The 14,446-nt window shown below is 61.9% G+C and carries 13 protein-coding genes; 5 read left to right on the plus strand and 8 right to left on the minus strand.

Translation table 11 applies throughout. From position 1 onward, the window contains the following. Positions 1 to 14: 14 nt before the first annotated feature. From CFE50_RS02570 to CFE50_RS02580, 3 genes are all read right to left on the minus strand, one after another. Positions 15 to 1,688: a hypothetical protein gene (locus CFE50_RS02570; protein WP_286730748.1), complete on the minus strand. Its 1,674-nt coding sequence runs from the start codon at positions 1,686 to 1,688 to the stop codon at positions 15 to 17. 107 nt (positions 1,689 to 1,795) lie between these two features. Beyond that, positions 1,796 to 3,658 (minus strand): 3'-5' exonuclease, encoded by a 1,863-nt coding sequence (locus CFE50_RS02575; protein ID WP_286730750.1) that lies wholly within the window; start codon positions 3,656 to 3,658, stop codon positions 1,796 to 1,798. Positions 3,659 to 4,167: 509 nt separating this feature from the next. Next, on the minus strand, positions 4,168 to 4,560 hold the full coding sequence (locus CFE50_RS02580; RefSeq protein WP_286730752.1) for a globin domain-containing protein: 393 nt from the start codon (positions 4,558 to 4,560) through the stop codon (positions 4,168 to 4,170). 217 nt (positions 4,561 to 4,777) lie between these two features. Between CFE50_RS02580 and CFE50_RS02585 the strand changes: the two genes are divergently transcribed. Next, positions 4,778 to 5,470, plus strand: coding sequence for a bacteriorhodopsin (locus CFE50_RS02585; protein WP_027599977.1), 693 nt, complete (start codon positions 4,778 to 4,780; stop codon positions 5,468 to 5,470). Between the two features lie 2 nt (positions 5,471 to 5,472). After that, positions 5,473 to 6,324, plus strand: coding sequence for a Brp/Blh family beta-carotene 15,15'-dioxygenase (locus CFE50_RS02590; RefSeq protein ID WP_286730755.1), 852 nt, complete (start codon positions 5,473 to 5,475; stop codon positions 6,322 to 6,324). Here the strand turns inward: CFE50_RS02590 and CFE50_RS02595 are convergent. Then, positions 6,298 to 6,777: an Lrp/AsnC family transcriptional regulator gene (locus CFE50_RS02595; RefSeq protein WP_007161040.1), complete on the minus strand. Its 480-nt coding sequence runs from the start codon at positions 6,775 to 6,777 to the stop codon at positions 6,298 to 6,300. The genes CFE50_RS02590 and CFE50_RS02595 overlap by 27 nt on opposite strands. A 496-nt stretch (positions 6,778 to 7,273) precedes the next feature. Then, positions 7,274 to 8,725, minus strand: coding sequence for a glycine betaine/L-proline transporter ProP (gene proP / locus CFE50_RS02600; protein WP_027599979.1), 1,452 nt, complete (start codon positions 8,723 to 8,725; stop codon positions 7,274 to 7,276). Positions 8,726 to 9,018: 293 nt separating this feature from the next. On the opposite strand from proP, the gene CFE50_RS02605 reads away from it, so the two are divergent. Beyond that, a complete protein-coding gene (locus CFE50_RS02605; protein WP_286730760.1) occupies positions 9,019 to 10,005 on the plus strand; it encodes a DUF6515 family protein in 987 nt (328 codons plus the stop codon). A 19-nt stretch (positions 10,006 to 10,024) separates the two neighbouring features. Here CFE50_RS02605 and CFE50_RS02610 read toward each other — a convergent pair whose 3' ends face one another. Beyond that, positions 10,025 to 10,708, minus strand: a complete 684-nt coding sequence (locus tag CFE50_RS02610; RefSeq protein WP_286730763.1) for a class I SAM-dependent methyltransferase — start codon at positions 10,706 to 10,708, stop codon at positions 10,025 to 10,027. Between the two features lie 909 nt (positions 10,709 to 11,617). Here CFE50_RS02610 and CFE50_RS02615 point away from each other — a divergent pair. Beyond that, positions 11,618 to 12,064, plus strand: coding sequence for a type IV pilin protein (locus CFE50_RS02615; RefSeq protein ID WP_027601000.1), 447 nt, complete (start codon positions 11,618 to 11,620; stop codon positions 12,062 to 12,064). Here the strand turns inward: CFE50_RS02615 and CFE50_RS02620 are convergent. After that, complete coding sequence (locus tag CFE50_RS02620) at positions 12,061 to 12,900, minus strand: DUF6502 family protein (protein ID WP_044342885.1); 840 nt, start codon at positions 12,898 to 12,900, stop codon at positions 12,061 to 12,063. The two genes, CFE50_RS02615 and CFE50_RS02620, sit on opposite strands and share 4 nt — an antisense overlap. Before the next feature lie 121 nt (positions 12,901 to 13,021). Further along, positions 13,022 to 13,165, minus strand: a complete 144-nt coding sequence (locus tag CFE50_RS02625; protein WP_007161029.1) for a hypothetical protein — start codon at positions 13,163 to 13,165, stop codon at positions 13,022 to 13,024. Between the two features lie 177 nt (positions 13,166 to 13,342). On the opposite strand from CFE50_RS02625, the gene CFE50_RS02630 reads away from it, so the two are divergent. After that, positions 13,343 to 14,443: a catalase family protein gene (locus tag CFE50_RS02630; protein WP_286730769.1), complete on the plus strand. Its 1,101-nt coding sequence runs from the start codon at positions 13,343 to 13,345 to the stop codon at positions 14,441 to 14,443. Positions 14,444 to 14,446: the final 3 nt, after the last annotated feature.

Below are 14,446 nucleotides of genomic sequence, written 5' to 3' on the forward strand. Positions count from 1 at the left end.
GTTACTTATCAATTCTAGGGCTTGCATAGTATTTTTGCCTGCACGCCATATTCTTTACAGCAGCTAATAAATGTATTGATAAGCCAGATGAGTTGAGTTGTGTGCGGCTTGCACTGTATGCCTTCTTCGATTTCTCTAAATGATTCTATTAGCTCGGTTTTCTTTATAAAAGGAGTGGCTAGCACTATTTTCTTTAATGAGTTGGGGTTGTTTTCAACTATCTTTAGTGCGCTTTCAAGCTCGTTCCAGTCGTTCGCGCGTGTCACTCTTTTTATCTGGGTGTCTTCGTAGTTGTTGATCCATTTGGTCTCGTATTTTATTCGATAAGTTTCAGTGTTGGCTTGAGTTCTGCCTATGTTTTTTAGGGCCTGAGCAACTACTTCATGAAATGCACTGGCTCCTTGGGAGTCTTTTTTTATGAACTTCGAATGTATAAAGGATATTGATGGGGTAGGGCTTGTGTAGTCTATTGCTATGTGGTCAGCCCACTCATCATTCATGTCGTCACAGATGATGATTTCGTGATCTTCACAATATGTGCTTTCGATAGATCTAAACAGAGAATTTTCTGGGAATTCAGTGATATTTGGGAGGTGGGGCTTTTGTTTTTCACTGAAGATTTCTCCCAAATCAAAACTGTCATCAAAGACGTTTAGTATTGACGGCAGGCTATTGACTAAATTTCTATCCTCGAAGCAGGAACGAGAGTAGTAAGAGTAAGTGGGCGTGTCAAAAACCGCAGAGAAGGGTTTCGTTTTGTTTAGATAGGAATTTAGGGTGATGTCGGCAACGCCATCCTCTGCCAACGTTATGCTTTCGAAAATTTTGCTTTTAATTGATATGGATCGAGTTGACGTTTTTACGGACGAGCCCGTATTGCGTCCTTTTGACTTTAGAAAATTATTTTCTATTAATAGTGGGGACTTCAGTGCACCAAATAAGTGGTTTGCCTTTTCTTGACTAAGAGTTGCCCCATTGACGTATAGAAAAAGCTCGCCCTTTTCTATTTTTTCTTCTATTTCACTGGTATCTATAAGTAGTGCTGATAGGTTGTATCCTTTTTCTAATATATCGCTCAGATTTATTGGGGATGCAAAGCTGTTAATGAATGTGCTGCATCTTGTCGTTCTTTTTATTTCTTCTTTTGTCTCGAATGCCCAGTCTACTATTTGATCGAAATTGGATTTTTTGTCTCTATATCCTATTCGGGCAGTATTGGGTGTCAAGGTGAAAACTTCTTGTCCTGATTTTAATCGGAAATTGCTTGGTATGGCTCTGCTTGAGTAATTCGATGAAACTATTCCGTCGAGATTTTTTGCTTCGAGTGACCGAGAGCGTATAACAGCATTTGATATGCTCATATTTTTCATGGTTACTCGCTCGTATTCAGGATTTTTGTCTCCTTGGAAATGGCAAAATTGTTCGTATTCGAAGTCCTCAATAAACTCAGAAAGACCAGTCTCTGGTAGGTCTGCGTTTTTTTTGAAAACCACCAGGGTATCGTCAAATTCAATTAAAAGAACAAAAGAAAATTTAATCTCTCTTAAGTCTGTTCCCTGTAAAAAGGAGGGTTCGGTACTGATTTTGAAACATACAAATGAGTAATGGATTTCTATGTGGCTTGGTGTGATGTAGTTTGTTTTTATCTCTTTTGCAATGTAATTGCCAATCTTTTTTTTCGGAAGCATTTCCTAAAGCTAAAATAATTTTTGTCTTTGTTAAAGGTTTTTTAAGTTTATAAAATTGTGCGCTTTTGGTTGTTGATATGTCATTTATGTTCAATTTAAAATCCTTTTCATTGTTGGGGTGGAGTATTTTGGTCTATTGCTTTCCTAATTCTCATCGTCGCTGTTGACGAGGCTTGATACGTCATCACCAACCGATCAATCGCCCGCGTCATCGCCACATACAGCAACCGCGCCTCATCCGCTTCCGGCTCGCCCTGCTTGGGCATCTCGCCTAGGCCCGGAATCAGTACCAAGCCGAACTCCAGTCCCTTGCTGGAGTGCATGCTGACGATCTTGACGCTGTCCTCGGCGTCGTAGAGTTGGCCGCGGCCCCTGGTGCTGGCGCCGGAGCGGTAGGGGATGGCGGCCTTCTGGAGTTCGTATTCGGCCTGATGGGCCTGGCTGGTGCTGCGGTAGAGGATGGCCATGTCGCTGAGCAGGCGGCCGGCGGCCTGTTCGTCGCGGATGCGGGCGATGAGCAGGTCCCACTCTTCGCGGTCGCTGCCGCACTGGATGAGTTCGGGGAAGGGGCCACGGCGACCGGCGCTTTCCGGGGCGATCAGGGGTACGCCGTCTTCGCTGGCGTCGCGGCTGGTCAGCAATTCGGTGGCGAAGGCGCGGGCGACGGACAGAATTTCTACCGTATTGCGGTAGTTAAGCTTGAGGATAGTGGTGCGGCCCTGGGCCTGGATGCCGACGCTGGCAAAGCTGAAGTCCAGCGCCTTCTTGCCGCCCTTGCCGCGGTAGATGGCCTGGGCGTCGTCATAGAGCACCAGCAAGGATTGGGTGCTGGGGTCGACCATCTGCACCACCAGCTTGAACCACTCGGGGGCGAAGTCATGGCCTTCGTCGATCAGCACGGCGCTGTATTGGCCGCGAGGAATCTGGCCGCGCTCGACGCCGGCGATGGTGCGCAGCACGTACTGCTCCATCTTGGCCGCCACCGGCAGGCGGTGATCCGGCTTGTCCACCTGGTAGGCGGTAAGCATCTCGGCGCACCAGGCGTGGAAGTTCTGCACCACCACCCGCTCGCCCAGGCCCTTCTGCTCGATCACCTGGCGCAGCCGGCCGGCCAGGGACTTGTTGTAGCAGAGCACCAGGATGGGTTTAACCGAGACCTTGGCCAGGTGGGCGCAGCGATAGCCGAGGATCATGGTCTTGCCGCTGCCGGCGGCGCCGTGGATGACGCGGTGGCCGTCGCCCAGGGAGCGGGCCAGTTGTTCCTGCTGCAGGTCCATGACCTTGATCAGGCTGGGCAGGGGCGCTTGGGCGGCGTCGAACAGGCCGAATTGGCCGGGTTGGCTGTTGACCCGCACCTCGGGATAGAGGTGATACCGCACTCGGTCGATCTGCGGCAGGCTGAGGGCGCAGGGAAAGACGTGGGGGAACATGTCCCAGAGGCGCTGCTGGAAGGCTTCCGGGTCGGCGGACTCGGTCATCTCGTCTTGGAACAGCACCCGCTGGGGATCGAGGACGTCGGCGAGGTCGGTCTGCTCGAATTGGCGGCGGGTGATGCCAGTGAGCACCACGCCCCAGCCCCAGGGCATGATCAGCTGGCCCGGATGGGGCGAGCCGGCGCTTTGGCGTAGCAACGGATCCTTCTTCAGCAGCAGGTCGACTTCGAGGATGTAGGAGCGGGCTTGCAGCAGGGGATTGGCAACGGTCTTGAGGCCGCCCTGGGTGTGCAGGCGCACCTTGCCGTGGGTGACGGATTCGAGGGTGGCGAGCTTCCAGTCCTTGACCTCCAGCACCAGGATGCCGCGCCGTGGATGGAGCACGACGAAATCCGGATAGCGGGCCTTGGGGCCGACCGGGACATTGCTCCAGCAGAGGTAGTCGTCTTCGAGCAGCTTTTCCAGGCGTTCGGCGAAGCGGCGTTCACCGGGCGTATCGAACTGGCATTGGCTGCGAGCGGGGAAAAAGCGGGCCATCGGTCATCCATCCGAGGTGCGGGTCAGGGTGCAGTAAAGCGAGACCTGACGCACAAAAATCCTTTCGTCATACGTTAGCCACGCAGGCGAAGCGGGTAAAGCGAGGGAGGCCGTTTGCGGGGCGACTGGACCGGTTGGCCGACCGATGGTGGCTGGCAGGTGGCCGGTATTGGGTTCTCTTGGGTGGGTATAGGGGTTGTTCGAGGTCTGGTTTGCCCTCACCCCGGCCCTCTCCCTGGGGGAGAGGGGGCGTTTGGGCGGGGTGCGGTGGGTAGGGTTGTTGGGCTTCGACGGTGGAGCTGTCTCAACCCAACCTACGGTGATGGGCTGTCCTCGCTCTGTGGGAGGGGGCGTTTGGGTAGGGTGCCGTGGCGTGTTGGGCTTCGACGGTGAGGCTGTCTCAACCCAACCTACGGTGATGGGCGAGGGAGAGTTTTTGGGGCAGGTATGGTGCGGTGGCGAGCGTAGGTTGGGTTGAGCGCAGCGAAGCCCAACAGGACCCAGCCCGGTCAGTAGTAGCTGCGCATCACCGAGATCCCGGCCTCCAGCACGTCCCGCCATTCCTGGCGCAGTGCGGGAGAGAAATCGGGGTCGTGCTCGGCCAGGGTGGCGAGCAGGCAGTCGACCCAGAGGTCGTAGAGTTCGGCGTCGATGTCCAGCCGGGCGCGGCAATGGCTTTCGCCGAGCTGGCGCAGCCGGGTGGCGGGCATGCCGCGGGCGACGAGGACCAGGTTCATGATGCCGTGGCGCAGCAGCAACTGCTGGGCGGCCATGTCGGTGTGGGCGAATTTCTCCCGCACCCGGGGCGAACTGGCTAGGAAGCGCTGGTAGAAGTCATCGAAGAAGGCGGGGCTGGCGCAGCAGCGTCCGTAGCTCAGCATCACGTTCTGGGCCGGCAGCATGCGGATTCCTGGGCGGGCATGAAGCGGCGCAGCCTGCCTGGGGACGGGGGCCGGCGTCTTGATCCGGGTCAAGGCAACAGCCAATCGGCAGCGCTGAAACATTTTGAACCAACTCGCGCGGCGGCTTCTCTACCTTAAGCGCAGCGATCGCCGAGAAACCCCTACTCCAGAGGGCCTGGTCCGTCGCGGCGCCCCTATCGTCCCCCTGGAGAAACCCATGAGTCCGACCCCTCTGCTAATCGGCTTCGTCATCATGTCGCTCGCCTCCCTGGCCATCTATGCCAAGGGCGCCCACCGCGGACCGCTGCGTGGCCATACCCTGGTCCACGCCGCCGTGCCCTTCATCGCCGCCACGGCCTATCTGGCCATGTACCTGGGGGTCGGCAACCTGATCAAGCCGGACGGCAGCATCACCTATGTCGCCCGCTACCTGGACTGGACCTTCACCACGCCGCTGCTGCTGGCCGGGGTGGTGAGTTCGGCCTATCTGGGCGCCCGCGAGCAGGAAGGCCAGGCCGGTTTCGTGGCCTCCATCGTGACTCTCGATGTGGTGATGATCGTGACCGGTCTGGTCGCCTCTCTGGCGCCTTACGGCACCATCAAGTGGGTGTTCTTCGCCTGGTCCTGTGCGGCCTTCGTCGGGGTGCTCTATCTGCTGTGGAAGCCGCTGGCGACCCTGGCCGGGCAGCATGCCGCCATCGGCGCGGCCTATCGCAAGAACGTCGGCTTTCTCAGTGTGCTCTGGCTGATCTATCCGGTGGTCTTCGCCGTGGGCCCCGAGGGCGTCTGGGCGGTGAGTGATGCGGCCACGGTCTGGGTCTTCCTGATTCTCGATGTGCTGGCCAAGGTGGTCTACGCCTTCACCTCGGAGCGCAATCTCAAGACGGCCCTGGCGCGGTCTGGCGTCTGAGCATGACGGCCATCGGGCGCGGCGGATGGCTGTTGCTGCCGGCCGCCGGGCTCGCCAGCCTGGCGGGTGGGGCAGGGCAGCTGGCCTTCGCACTGCTGGTGGGCCTGGGGCTTGGGCTCCTGCATGGCGCCAGCGATCTGCGCCTGGTCGCTCCCGCGCGGCGCCTCGCCTTTCTTGGCAGCTACCTGGCGACGGCCCTGGCCTGCCTGCTCTGCTGGCAACTGGCGGGGACACTGGCGCTGCCACTCTTCCTGCTGCTGTCGATCTGGCATTTCGCCCATGAAGACGAACTCCTCGCCGATCGGCTGAGTGCGCTGGCGCTGGGACTGTTCATCGTGGGTGGTCCGGCGGTGCTGCACGAGACGGCCGCGGCCCGGCTATTGGCGCTGGCCATGGGGGCGGATGCCGCTCCGGCGTTGGCCGAGTGGCTGGCCAGGCTGCTGGTGCTGGCTGGAGCCCTGGCGTTGCCGGTGCTGCTGCTGGCCGCCTGGCAGCGTCGCTGTCCCTGGCTGGCGGCCACGCTGCTGGCAGTGGTGCTGGCGCCGCCTCTGGTCGGTTTCGCCCTGGGCTTCTATCTGCTGCATGCAGCGCCCCAGACCGGGGTACGCCAGCGGCTGCTGGGAGCCCCTACCTTCACGGCCTATCTGCAGCTGACCTGGCCGATCCTGCTGGGCGCGGCCGTCTTCACCCTGGCAGGTGGCCTGGTCTTCGTGCTGCAGGAGCGCACCGGCATCCGGGCGCTGTTCGCCGTGCTGGCGGCCTTTGCTGTACCCCACATGCTGGTGCTGCCGCGCTTTCTCGCCCCGGGTGCCGAGGCCGCACCGCGCTCAGGGCCGCAGATGGTTGAGCGGTAGCTCGGTGCTGGCCAGGATCTGGTTGAGCACGAAACTCGAGCGCACGCTGGAGACCCCCTCGATGCGCGTCAGGGTACCCAGCAGCAGTTGCTGATAGTGCTCCATGTCGGGCACCACCACCTTGAGCTGATAATCCGCATCCATGCCGGTGACCAGGCAGCACTCCAGCACCTCGGGACACTGGGCGATGATCCCCTGGAAGTTCTCGAAGCGCTCGGGGGTGTGCCTGTCCATGCCGATCAGCACGAAGGCGGTCAGCGACAGCCCGAGCTTCTTGCGATCCAGCAGAGCGACCTGGCGGGTGATGTAGCCACTGTCTTCCAGCTGCTTGACCCGTCGCGAGCAGGGCGAGGGCGACAGGCCGATGCGTTCGGCCAGTTCCTGGTTGGAGAGGCGCGCGTCGCGCTGCAGTTCTGCCAAGATTTTCAGATCGAAGCGATCGAGTTTGTCCATTTTGCATGCCTTGCGCTAGCCGATTGCGCCTAATGCTAGGTTTATGGCCAGGGATTGCGCAAGAGGTGGGAAAGAAGCTGTACAACGCAACCCGCTGCTGGCAGCAGGGGCGTAAGCTGAACTCAACTTCGATAGCCCGGTAGAGCTGTCCACCGAAGGCGCCCCAGGAGGGCCTTTCGCATCGCCAACGACGGTATCCCGTCCGCCGCGCCCGGGCCCGCCCAGGTCACCATTCCTGGTCGATCGCAGCCACCGTCACGAGCGGTGCGAGAGGACAACGAATTCAAGGGGAGGCCGTAAGGTCTCCCCTTTTCTTTTGGGTGGAAGTTTTGGCGTTGGGCTTACCCTCACCCCGGCCCTCTCCCAGGGGGAGAGGGGGCGTTGGGGGAGGTTGGGTGGGAAGAGCATCGCGGCCATGGGCCGCTCCTACAAAAGTCCAGGCTTGTAGGAGCGGCCGCCTCGGCGGACCGCCATGGCCGCGAGCAGACCTTCAGGCTTACGCCTGCCCGGGCGGCTGCTTATCCACGGTCAGGGGCGCGTCGCTGGCGAGGTATTCCTTGGCTTCCTCTTCGCTGGCCACCGAGGGCGGCGAGCCGCGCAGGGGTTTGCCGGCGGTTTCGCGCACGGTGAGCATGGTCAGGATGCCGATCACGGCCGCCGCCATCAGGTAGTAGGCCGGCACCAGGGGGTCGCCGGTCTTTTCCACCAGCCAGGCGGTGACCAGCGGGGTGGTGCCGCCAAACAGCGACACCGAGATGTTGAAGGCGATGGACAGGGCGCTGTAGCGGATCGGGGTGTAGAACAGCGCCGGCAGGGTGGACGGCATGGTGCTGGTAAAGCAGGCCAGGGCCACGCCCAAGAGCATCAGGCCAAGGAAGATCAGCCAGTCGTGGCCGCTGCCGATCAGCTTGAGGCAGGGAATCGCCAGGACCAGGATCGCCAGGCAGGCGCCGATGATCATCGGCTTGCGGCCCAGGCGGTCGCTGAAGAAGCCGCCGAGGATGTTGAGCGGCATCATCACCACCATGACGATGAGGATCAGCAGCAGTCCCTTGGTCTCGGCGTAACCCATGGTCACGGCCAGGTAGCTGGGCATGTATGTCAGCAGCATGTAGTCGGTGACGTTGAACACCAGCACCAGGCCGATGCACTTGAGCAGGGCGACGCGATGCAGGGTGAACAGCTCGCGCAGGCTGTGCGCCGGACCGTCCGCGGCCTTGCCTTCGTTGGCTTCGGTATGGGCCTTGAACGCCGGGGTCTCTTCCAGCTTGAGGCGCATATAGAGGCCGAGCAGGCCGAGCGGGCCGGCGATAAAGAAGGGCACGCGCCAACCCCAGTCGAGCAGCTGTTCCTGGGTCAGGGCCGCGGTGAGCGCCGTGACCGTTCCCGCGCCGGCGATATAGCCGGCCAGGGTGCCGAATTCCAGCCAGCTGCCCATGCGTCCGCGGGTCTTGTCGGTGGCGTATTCGGCGATGAAGGTCGCCGCGCCGCCGTATTCACCCCCGGTGGAGAAGCCCTGCACCACGCGCGCCAGCAACAGCAGGGCCGGTGCCCAGATGCCGATGCTCTCGTAGCTGGGGATCAGGCCAATGCTGAAGGTGCCCAGGGCCATCATGATCATGGTCAGGGCCAGCACCTTCTGGCGACCGTACTTGTCGCCCAGGGGGCCAAAGACCATGCCGCCGATGGGGCGGACCAGGAAGGCCACGGTAAAGGTGGCGAAGGTGGCGATCAGCTGGGCGGCGGCATCGCCATCGGGAAAGAAGACCTTGCCCAGGGTCACGGCCAGGTAGCCATAGACGCCGAAGTCGAACCATTCCATGGCGTTGCCGAGGGCGGCGGCGCCGACGGCCCGCTTGACCAGAGAATTGTCGACGATGGTGAGGTCGTCCGGTTTTACCTCATGGCGGCGCTTGAACCAGCCAACGTGATGATGGTGTTTCGACATGTGTTTTCCTCCTTGCGTGGGGCCATAGACCCGAGCGGACCGCTAGAAGTGCGATGACAGAGGGGCAGAAACTTCCCCGTCGCTTCCAGGGATCGACCCGGGAATGCCTGCACGGCCCTGGGAGATTCCAGGCTCGGGCGGCCGCTCCGCCCTTGCGGCCTCCGCGTTTCCCGGCTCGCCCTCGGCAGTCTGTGGCGGCCGTTCGATGGCAGAGGGGCGCGCGGCTAACGGCCAGGCTGGGGCAGTGTCCAAGCCTTGGGGTACTCTGGGTCATCCCCTCGTGGAGCCGTGCGATGAAATCGCCTGCCGTGCTGTGTGCGCTCGTCCTTTTCGGCGTTTCCCTGTGGAACGCCGCGCCCGCCTGGGCCGACAACAACTATCGCCTCGGCGGCGGCTACGTGACCCCGCCACCCGGGGCCCAGCCGCCGCCGATCGCTCCCGCCGGCAACGCCGGGCGTTGGCAGGGCGGTGGCCAGGGTGACTGGAATGGAGGTCCGCCCGGGCGTGGCGACGGTCCTGGGCGCGGCAATGGTCCGGCGCTGGAGCGCTGGGAGCGCAACGACCCCCCGCCACCGCGGCCGGGCTATCAGCCGGCCTGGCAGGATCGCCCCGTTCCCTTACCGCGCCCCGGCTATATGCTGCCGGCGCCCGACCAACCGGGGCGGAACTACCCGCCGCCCCCGCCCCCGCCACCGCGTCCGGAGCGGGATCCCCAGTGGGCCGGTCCGCGTCCGGGCTGGGGCGCCAATCCCCAGTGGCGACCGGGCTTCGAGGTGCCGGGCGTGCCGGCCGGCTTCACCCGTGTCTGGTACCGCGACAGCCAGTACTACTATGCCGACGGCTACTGGTATCGCCCCCAGGGGCCGCGTTATGTGGTGACCCTGCCACCGACCGGGGTGCGGGTCAGCGTCCTGCCGGCCTTCGCCGAGACCCTGTGGATGGGCGGCACCACCTACTACTTCGCCGCGGGCAGCTATTACCGCACCGATCCGGGCGGCGGCTTCGTCACCGTCGCCGATCCCACCGTGGCGGCCGTGCCGGCCACGACGGCAGCGCCTGCGGGAACGGACTACGACGCCTATGACGTCACCGCCTATCCCCTGCAGGGGCAGTCGCCGCAACGCTACGCCACGGATCGCTACGACTGCCGGCGCTACGCCGCCGGGGAGTCGGGCTTCGATCCCGAACGACCCGGCGCGGTCGGCGATCCCTATCTCACCCCGCGCTTTCGCCAGGCGCTGGCGGCCTGTCTGGCGGGGCGTGGCTATCGCGTGGAGTAGCTGTCAGGTGGAGTAGCCATTAGTCGTTGGTCAGCTGCACCAGGGTGAACAGCCCGCAGGGCGGCACGCTGCTGCGACGGGCGCGGCGCAGGTCTTCGCGGGAGAGGATGGAGTCCATGGCGAAGTCCGGGTGCCAACCGAGCTTGCGCGAGGCCGGTGCCAGGGCCTTTTCCGCCAGCAGTCGCAAGCCGCTCTCGGCCTGGAAGTGATTGACCAGCAAGAGGTGACCCCCCGGCTTCACCACCCGGCGCATCTCCTGCATCAGCTTGCGCGGATTGGGCACCACCGAGGCCACGAACATGGCCACGGCGATATCGAAGGAGCCGGTGGGCAGGCCGGTCTCCTCGGCATTGGCTTCGAGCAGGGCATCCACCGTGGTGATGTCGTCGCGAATGACCCGCTCCCGGGCCTTGGCCAGCATGTCGGGCGAGAGATCGATCCCGGTGACGCGCTTGTCGGCGCCATAGTGGGGCAGGGCCAGCCCTGTCCCGACACCCACTTCCAGTACCCGGGTACCCGTCAGGGCATTGACCGCCGCCACCGCGCGCTTGCGACCGGGGGCGGAAACGCCGCCGAACACCCGATCATAGACATTGGCCCAGCGCCGGTAGGCGGAAATGATGGCGGCATTGTCCAGCGCGGAGTGCGGTGCGGACGTGTCGGCGGTATTCAGCGAATAATCGATTTTCTTCGAGTCGTGCATAGCGGCCTTGTCATTGTCGGTAGATGAAAGCAGAGGCGTTACGGAGCTAACTCTGAGCGGTGTGCAATGGTGGAAAGTTGCGGCCCGTTGATGGGAACAGGCGCTTCGCTATTTCGTCGAGCGGATTGGAAGTGGCTCTTTCGTTTTTGTGTCCAGGAGCTGCAGGTCAGGCGTGACGGTAGCTCCAGATAGGATCGTTACTGTTTTAGAACAATCGCACGGTGTTTGGCTAGTTGTGTCGGGCGTTATCTCGCCTGGATGAGAAGTTGGTAGTTCTAATTGTTTTTGATTGTTCGTTCTTTCAATTTAAAAATCAGTTTATTGTTTGTTTGTTCAATCAAATCAGTTGTGGGCTGAAAGTGAGGCCGTTTTTACGCTTCTGTGGCGTAGTAGTAAGACCTTGGTGATGGGATAGGGTCAGGTAAGGACGAGAGAAGCAAATCGCAGAGGATATTGCAGGCGTGGAAGAATCAAGCGTGTGGGGCAAAGAGGGCGGATGCCGTTCGTACGGATTGTCCGTGCTGCATCCCCACACCGACTCATCCATGTCCTTGAGTCTCAGCAGGTCTCAAGATCGGGCTTGTCGGCGTGCAGGTTTCTCTCCAGCAAGAATCCTTGCGATTCGAACGCCATTACCTATCGTTAGGCTATGGGCACGAAAGGCTAGGTCCTTATTCCTACGGCTTTTTGTGTTGGCTTGGCTGCCGGTCGCCGAGCTTTGCGCAAGCTGAGAATCTGGTGTGTGGTAGTGGTCCAATCGAGCGTGAGGCCCAGCATGCTGCTAGGCAAAGCGTTTGCCTAAAGCGCAGCAACTTGGCCTGGCAGTTTGAGTATGGGTGTCAGGCATAACACCCGCACGTCAGACCTGGCGTACCTTCTTCAATCAGATTCCCGATCTCTGAGGTAGCGATGCGAGCACGAGGCTTTACCCTGATCGAACTGATGGTCGTCGTGGCGATTGTTGGCATCCTGGCAGCCATTGCCTATCCGACTTATCAGACCTCTGTGCTGCGCTCCAACCGCAGCGAGGGGCAGGCACTGCTCAACGAGGCGGCGGCACGGATGGAGCGCTTCTATGCGCAGAACAATGCCTATCCGGCGAAGGTAAAAGACCTAAACATTGTCAATACAAAGACCAACCCCGGCAGTGACAGAGTGTTCTCCAGCAGCGGGTACTACGAACTGACGATTTTAACCAGCGCTGCTGGTAGTGCTGGCTATAGCAGTGATGGTCCCTATGTGCTGACCGCACTGCCCAAGGGCAGTCAGGAAAAAGATTCCTGTGGCAATCTGATACTTAACGCTCAAGGCGTCAAAAAGGTATCGAGGGGTGATCCCACTGACTGCTGGCGCTAATCCTCCCGTCCCAGCACCAGGCCGGCATCCCGGTCCTGTTCCACGCGATAGCCGCCGAAGCCCAGGGTGACCCGCTGGGTGGCGTCGGCCTTGCCGGCGTCGCGGGCTTCGTGTTCGACCACCAGGCGGTTGAGGCGGTTGAGCAGGTGCATGGATTCGTCGTAGGCGGTGCGATAGAGGCTGAGCGTGGAATCCTCGGTCAGGTTGTGGCCGTAGACCACGTGAAAGGTGAAGTCCGGCGCGGCGCGGTCCTGCAGGTAGAGGCGCTCGAAGCCGGCCAGCAGGTCGCCGGTGAAATGGGCCAGCAGCCGCCCTGCGCCTTCCTGGCTCTCGGTGCCGCGCAGCAGCGAGCGGGGGGTGAGCACCACCCGGTCTTCCTCGTCGAGGCGGGCATAGCCCTTGCGCAGCCATTCATCCAGCACGGTACGGGCGCGCACGTCGCTACCGACGCTGGCGACCAGGGCGTCGAAACTCTGTTCGCCGCCACGGCGCTGGGTGCGGGGGAGGGGGCGCAGATTGCCCTCGGCATCGAGCAGATCCAGCCGTGAGGTCCAGGCGCTGAGCACCTGCCATTCCAGGCTTGGCGTGCAGGGCGTACGTTCCGGGCTGGCCTCGCGCAGGGCTCGGACCTCGCGGCGCGGCAGGCCGGTCAGCACCGAGATGCGGCTGTCGGAATTGGGCTTGTCGCGCAGCGGTTCGAAATCCTGGGCGACCTCGAAGTAGGTCTGGCGCAGCAGGCGATCGAAGGTCTGGTAGGTCACGCCGGAGGCGATGGCGATACGCACCAGCCGACCGATCAGGCTACGCAGAAGCAAGGGTACCTTGGTGGAAAGCATGGGGGACTCGACACGGCAGACGCCTGCCCATCTTCGCGGCGCCTTGAGCGCCCGTCAAACCGGCCGGTCACAAAGTGTCGCGGACGCCACTCAGGCTGTCGTCCGCGGGGCAGGGCCGTGGCTAGCCAGGAGTGCCCGATTCGGTCGCACCGGCCACGTCCGGATCGTCCGGAAACTCCTCGGGTTCCATGTCCGCATAGGGCAGCTCTTCGGGCGGCGGGGTGTTGCTGGGGTTGTCGTAGGTCTTCTGGTCGGCGTCGCTCATGGTGGCTCTCCGGGGTGGGTGTGGAGATATCGAACCCCTCTGGGCGGGGCCGTTCCCGAGCGGCTGTCGACAGCGACCTCGTGTCGGCCGGGTGGCCAGCGCTCGAACGTCGTTAGCGCGATAGCGGTCTAACGATCAACCGTCTCATCCGAATGACGGCGCCCGAGGATTCCCGTGATGACCACGCCCACCGCTGTCCATCCGCTGCCGTTCCAGCCCGCCTTCGAACAGGTGCCGGATGATGAAGCCGAAACCGTTCGCGAGATGGTCGCGGCCATGAGAGACATCACCGAGACCACCTACGCCAATGGCGGCCATGCCATCCGCAGCGTGCACGCCAAGAGTCACGGTCTGCTTACCGGCCGGGTGGAGGTGCTGGACGGCCTGCTGCCGGCCTATGCCCAGGGCGCCTTCGCCGTGCCGGGCAACTATGCCGCGGTGCTGAGATTCTCGACCAATCCGGGCGACATCCTGGCCGATAGCGTCTCCACCCCGCGGGGGCTGGCGCTCAAGCTGATCGACGTGCCGGGCGAGCGCCTGCCCGGCAGCGAAGGCCAGGTGACCCAGGATTTCGTCATGCAGAACGCCCCGGCCTTCACCGCGCCGGATCCCAAGACCTTTCTCAAGACGCTCAAGCTGCTGGCCAAGACCACCGATCGCGGCGAGGGCCTGAAGAAGGTCGCCTCGGCAGTGCTGCGCGGTACCGAGAAGATAGTGGAAGCCTTTGGCGGCGAGAGTCCGACGCTGAAGAGTCTGGGGGGCCACCCGGAGACCCATCCGCTCGGCGAAACCTTCTACACCATGGTGCCCTTTCTCTACGGTCCCTATTTCGCCAAGCTCAGCGTGGTCCCGGTGGCGCCCGAGCTGACCGCCCTGACCGATGCCCCGGTCGAGGTCAACGGCAAGCCCGACGGCCTGCGCGAGGCGGTCAATGCCCATTTCGCCCGGCACGGCGGCGTCTGGGAGATCCGCGTGCAGCTGGGCGTCGATATCGAGCAGACACCCATCGAGGACGCCTCGGTGGTCTGGCCGGAAGACCTCAGTCCCTATGTGACCGTGGCGCGCCTGGAGGTGCAGCCGCAGCCGGCCTGGAACGAGGCGCGCTCGCGCGAAGTGGACGATGGCATGGTGTTCAGTCCCTGGCATGGCCTGGCTGCGCACCGCCCGCTGGGCGGCATCATGAGATCGCGGCAACCGGCCTACGAGATGTCGTCGCAGTTTCGCAGCGAGCGCAACGGCTGCCCGTTGCACCATCCGCGCGGACCGGTGGAGCTGTAACGC

The sequence above is a fragment of the Pseudomonas sp. PGPPP4 genome (assembly GCF_002256045.1).
Taxonomy (GTDB): domain Bacteria; phylum Pseudomonadota; class Gammaproteobacteria; order Pseudomonadales; family Pseudomonadaceae; genus Chryseomonas; species Chryseomonas oryzihabitans.